Annotated in this window: 3 protein-coding genes; 2 read left to right on the forward strand and 1 reads right to left on the reverse strand. The window is 62.4% G+C overall.

The window, feature by feature from the left end:
- Positions 1-9: 9 nt before the first annotated feature.
- Positions 10-702, reverse strand: a complete 693-nt coding sequence (locus RCI06_RS08260) for an iron-sulfur cluster assembly scaffold protein (RefSeq protein WP_101553114.1) — start codon at positions 700-702, stop codon at positions 10-12.
- A 342-nt stretch (positions 703-1,044) separates the two neighbouring features.
- Here RCI06_RS08260 and secA point away from each other — a divergent pair, with 342 nt between their 5' ends.
- Complete coding sequence (gene secA, locus RCI06_RS08265) at positions 1,045-3,780, forward strand: preprotein translocase subunit SecA (RefSeq protein ID WP_276872424.1); 2,736 nt, start codon at positions 1,045-1,047, stop codon at positions 3,778-3,780.
- 329 nt (positions 3,781-4,109) lie between these two features.
- Entirely contained in the window at positions 4,110-5,939 is a 1,830-nt protein-coding gene (gene typA / locus RCI06_RS08270) for a translational GTPase TypA (protein ID WP_101553112.1), read from the forward strand.
- Positions 5,940-6,074 lie beyond the last annotated feature (135 nt).

The following is a 6,074-nucleotide window of genomic DNA, read 5'->3' on the forward strand; positions in this document are numbered from 1 at the left end:
CCTCTCCTCTTATTCTTCACGCGGGTCGATGTATTTGGGGGCGTCGGCGTAGCGGCCGTAGGTGCCGATATTCTTCTCGAACGCCTCCTTGGGGTCCACGCCGTGGCGGATGTCCTCGAGCATCTTGCCGACCTTGACGAACTTGTAGCCGATGGCCTCATTGTTGTTGTCGACTGCGACCGAGAGGATATAGCCCTCCGCCAGCTCAAGGTAGCGCACGCCCTTGGCGTTGGTGGAGAAGATGGTGCCGACCTGGGAACGGAGGCCCTTGCCGAGGTCCTCGAGGCCCGCGCCGATCGGGAGCCCGCCCTCGGAGAAGGCGGTCTGGCTGCGGCCGTAGACGATCTGGAGGAAGAGCTCCCGCATCGCCACGTTGATCGCGTCGCAGACGAGGTCGGTGTTGAGGGCTTCCAGGATGGTCTTGCCGGGGAGGATCTCGCCCGCCATCGCGGCCGAATGGGTCATGCCGGAGCAGCCCAGCGTCTCGACGAGCGCCTCCTCGATAATCCCGTTTTTGATGTTGAGGGTGAGCTTGCAGGCGCCCTGCTGCGGCGCGCACCAGCCCACGCCGTGTGTGAGTCCGGAAATATCCTTGATCTCGTAGGCCTTTACCCATTTGCCCTCTTCGGGAATGGGCGCGGGACCGTGCTTGGGTCCTTTGGCGAGAACGCACATTCTCTCCACTTCATGAGAATAGTTCATATCGGTACTCCTTTCGGTTTGTTTACTGGGGTTGTCCAATCTTTATTATATTAGTTTGTCAAGGCTTTATCAAGGGGATTGTTCAGCTTTTGTTCACGGTTGCAAAACAAAATAGGCCTAATTTTTGGATTTTTTTTGGTTATAATAAGCAGAGATGCGCCCGCCCGTCCTCCTCCCTCTGTGGAGAGGCCCCAAACCGCCGCCGCAAGCGGGAAAACGAGGTTGACTTTGACGGCGGGCGGGAGTAAAATGTACAAGTTAAAGTATACGCATTTCCAGCCAGCCGCGGCTTTTTGAAACGGCATGGGAGGGTCCGCGCGTATCAGACTATGAGGTGACAAAATGGGTATTTTAAACAAGGTCTTCGGGACCTATTCCAGCAGGGAGATCAAACGTGTCCTGCCCCTTCAGCAGAAGGTGCTTGAACTGGAGGAAACCTACCGCGCCATGAGCGACGACGAGCTCAAGGCGATGACGCCCAAGCTGCGGGAGCGCCTCGCGCAGGGCGAGCCGCTCGACAGCGTGCTGCCCGACGCCTTCGCAACCTGCCGCGAGGCGTCCGACCGCGTGCTCGGCATGCGGCACTTCCCCGTGCAGGTCATCGGCGGCATCATCCTCCACCAGGGCCGCATCGCGGAGATGAAGACCGGCGAGGGCAAGACCCTCGTCGCCACCCTGCCCGCCTATCTGAACGCGCTGACCGGCAAGGGCGTGCACATCGTCACGGTCAACGACTACCTGGCCAAGCGCGACTCCGAATGGATGGGTAAGGTCTACCGCTTCCTCGGCCTCACGGTCGGGCTGATCGTCCACGGGCTCACCACCGCCGAGCGGCGGGAGGCCTACGGCTGCGACATCACCTACGGCACCAACAACGAGTTCGGCTTCGACTACCTGCGCGACAACATGGTCATCTACAAGACGGACAAGGTCCAGCGAGGGCACAATTACGCGATCGTCGACGAGGTCGACTCGATCCTCATCGACGAGGCGCGCACCCCGCTCATCATCTCGGGCCAGGGCGACAAGTCCACCGACCTCTATGAGAAGGCCGACCGCTTCGCGAACACCCTCAAATGCTACCGCGTGGCCGAGGCGGACTCCAAGGAGGAGCACGACGACGTCGACGGCGACTACATCGTCGACGAGAAGGCCAAGACCGCCACGCTGACCGCCTCGGGCGTCAAGAAGGCGGAGGAATACTTCGGGCTGGACAATCTCACCGACGGCGACAACATGCAGATCCAGCACCACATCAACCAGGCGATCAAGGCCCACGGCATCATGCAGCGGGACGTCGACTACGTCGTCAAGGACGGCGAGGTCATCATCGTCGACGAGTTCACCGGCCGCCTCATGCTCGGCCGCCGCTACAACGAGGGCCTGCACCAGGCCATCGAGGCCAAGGAGGGCGTGAAGGTCGAGCGGGAGAGCAAGACGCTCGCCACGATCACCTTCCAGAACTTCTTCCGCATGTACGATAAGCTCGCCGGTATGACCGGTACCGCCCTCACCGAGGCGGACGAGTTTATGGAGATCTACAAGCTCGACGTCGTCGAGATCCCGACCAACAAGCCCATCCAGCGCCACGACCACCCCGACGTCGTCTACAAGACCGAGACCGCGAAGTTCCACGCGGTCATCGAGAACATCGTCGAGTGCCACGAAAAGGGCCAGCCGGTGCTGGTTGGCACCATTTCGATCGAGAAGTCCGAGCTGCTTTCGCAGATGCTGAAGCGCCGCGGCATCAGGCACGAGGTGCTCAACGCGAAGTACCACGACAAGGAGGCGGAGATCGTCGCGCAGGCCGGTAAGTACGGCGCGGTGACGATCGCCACCAACATGGCCGGGCGCGGCACCGACATCATGCTCGGCGGCAACGCCGAGTACCTCGCCAAGGCGGATCTGCGCCGCGAGGGCTACGACGAGGAGACGATCAACGAGGCCACCGGCTTCGCCGACACCCACAACGAGGAAATCCTCGCGGCCCGCAGGCTCTTCCGCGAGAAGATGGACCAGTACCGGGCGGAGATCTCCGTCGAGGCGGAGAAGGTCCGGGAGGCGGGCGGCCTCTTCATCATCGGCACCGAGCGCCACGAGTCCCGCCGTATCGACAACCAGCTGCGCGGCCGTTCCGGCCGCCAGGGCGACCCGGGTGAAACGCGCTTCTTCATCTCGCTCGAGGACGACCTCATGCGCCTCTTCGGCGGCGAGCGCATTCAGAACATGATGAACATGATCGGCGCGGAGGACGACATGCCCATCGAGGCGAAAATCCTCTCCAACTCGATCGAGTCCGCCCAGTCGAAGGTCGAGACCCGCAACTTCGGCATCCGCAAAAACGTCCTCCAGTTCGACGACGTCATGAACCGCCAGCGCGAGGTGATCTACTCCCAGCGCGACAAGGTGCTCGACGGCGAGGACATCAGCGGCATCATCAGGAATATGATCACCGAGACGATCGATTCGGTCGTCGACCGCTACCTCGTCGACAAGGAGGTCCACGACAACTGGAACCTCGAGGGCCTGCGCGACTACTTCATGGGCTGGCTCACCACCCACGACGACCTGCGCTACACCACCGAACAGCTCGGCGAGATCACCGACGGCGAGATCAAGCGGCAGCTCAGGGAGCGCGCGGAAAAGCTCTACGCCGCGCGCGAGGAGCAGTTCACCTCCCCGATCATGCGCGAGGTCGAGCGCGTCGTGCTGCTGCGCAACGTCGACACCAAGTGGATGCAGCACATCGACGACATGGAGGAGCTCAAGCGCGGCATGTATCTGCGCTCCTACGCCCAGAAGGACCCGGTCGTCGAGTACCGCATCGAGGGCTTCGACATGTTCGACGCGATGATCGAGTCGATCCGCGAGGACACCGTCAAGCTGATGTTTACCATCCAGCTGCGCACCAACCAGGAGCCCAAGCGCGAGCAGGTCGCCAAGCCCGCGCAGGAGGGCTTCGGCAGCGACGGCACCATCCAGAACAAGCCCCGCTCGGTCAAAAAGGTCGGACGCAACGATCCCTGCCCCTGCGGCAGCGGAAAAAAGTACAAAAAGTGCTGCGGCCGCGACGAGTGACAAAAGAGACGAAAAAACGAGGGGCCGCCCGGCGGGCGGCCCTTCCTTTTTGCCGCTTTTGAAAAAGCGGCGCCAAAACGTTTGATTCAGGCCGGCCGCGTCCCCTCCCCGGCGGCGCCGCCCGTGCGGAAGGGTTCCCGCCCGCGTCCGGCTGCCGCCGCATGTGGGGGAAACTGCCCGACAGCAGCCGCGATTTCCGGCCCACATTAGCAAAGTTACTAAAATTGCCGGGTTTTTCTTGACAACATACTTGTTTGGCGGTATGATACCAAGGTAAAATTGTCGAATCAATGAATGTGCCGGAGAACGGCAGATGGGAAGCAGGGTATATGAATATCAAGAGAGAAGACTTACGCAATATTGCCATTATCGCGCACGTCGACCACGGCAAGACGACGCTGGTCGACGGGATGCTCAAGCAGTCGGGCACCTTCCGGGAGAACCAGGCGGTGCAGGACCGCGTGATGGACTCGAACGACATCGAGCGGGAGCGCGGCATCACGATCCTGGCGAAGAACGCCTCCGCGGAATACAAGGGCGTGAAGATCAACATCGTGGACACCCCGGGACACGCCGATTTCGGCGGCGAAGTGGAGCGGGTGCTCAAGATGGTGGACGGCGTGCTGCTGCTCGTCGACGCGGCGGAGGGCCCGATGCCCCAGACCCGCTTCGTGCTGAGCAAGGCGCTCGACCTCGACCTCGCGGTCATCGTGGTCATCAACAAGATCGACCGCCCCGACGCGCGCGTCTACGAGGTCATCGACGAGGTGCTCGAGCTGCTGATGGACCTCGGCGCGTCCGACGCGCAGCTCGACAGCCCGATGGTCTTCTGCTCCGGCCGCGACGGCACCGCCTCGATCTCCCCCGAGGTGGCGGGCACCGACCTGCTGCCGCTCATGGATACGATCGTCGACTACATCCAGCCCCCCCAGGGCGACCCCGAGCTGCCCACCGCGGTGCTCGTCTCGTCGATCGATTATAACGACTATGTCGGCCGCATGGCGGTCGGCCGCATCGAGCAGGGCACCCTGCGGGTCAACGAGCAGATGAACGTCTGCGACTACCACGACAAGGAGCTCCTCAAGCAGGGCAAGATCACCGCGATCTACCAGTTTACCGGCGTGGGCCGCACCCAGGTCGAATCGGCCACGGTCGGCGATATCGTCCAGTTCTCGGGCATCGAGGACATCAACATCGGCAACACCGTCTGCGCGGCGGGCAGCAGCATCGCGCTGCCCTTCGTCAAGATTTCCGAGCCCACCGTGGAGATGACCTTCTCGGTCAACACGAGCCCCTTCGCGGGCCGCGAGGGCAAATTCGTCACCACCCGCCAGATCCGCGACCGCCTCTACCGCGAGCTGCTGCGCGACGTCTCCCTGCGCGTCTCGGACGGCGACACCGCCGACAGCTTCGTCGTCTGCGGACGCGGCGAAATGCATCTGTCGATCCTCATCGAGAACATGCGCCGCGAGGGCTACGAGTTCCAGGTCAGCACCCCCAAGGTGCTGCTCAAAACCATCGACGGCGAGCTGTGCGAGCCGTTCGAGGAATTGACGATCGACGTCCCGGCCGAGTCCTCCGGATCGGTCATGGAGAAGATGGGCCCCCGCAAGGGCGAGCTCCAGTCGATGGAGCCGGTCGGCAGCCGCATGAAGATGACCTTCGTCATCCCCGAACGCGGCCTCTTCGGCTACAAGAGCGAGTTTTTGACCGACACCAAGGGCGAGGGCGTCATGAACACCCTCTTCCACGGCTACGCCCCCTATAAGGGCGACATCCCCCGCCGCCAGAACGGCTCCCTCATCGCGTTCGAGACGGGCGAGACGATCACCTACGGCCTCTATAACGCGCAGGAGCGCGGCACCCTCTTCCTCGGCGCGGGCGAGCCGGTCTACGCCGGGCAGGTCGTCGGCATGTCCCCCAAGAACGAGGACATCGCCGTCAACGTCTGCAAGAAAAAGCAGCTCACCAACACCCGCGCCTCCGGTTCGGATGACGCGCTCCGCCTCATCCCGCCGCGCCGCTTCTCCCTCGAGGAATCCCTCGAGTTCCTCAGTGACGACGAGCTTTTGGAGGTCACCCCCAAGAGCATCCGCATCCGCAAGAAGGTTCTCGACCATGCCCAGCGCATGCGCGAGCAGATGAAGAAGAAATCTTAAAAATGGTTTTTGAGCGGGCCCGGTTGGGCCCGCTCTTTCTTCTTAGATTTGCCGCTCAGTGAGCGGCGGAGTCGCCGGGTCCCGCCCCGGCGGGCGGTTTTAGATTTGCCGCTCATCGGGCGGAGGACTTTTATC

The organism is Anaerotruncus massiliensis (ex Togo et al. 2026) (genome assembly GCF_030825285.1).
GTDB lineage: Bacteria > Bacillota > Clostridia > Oscillospirales > Ruminococcaceae > Anaerotruncus > Anaerotruncus massiliensis.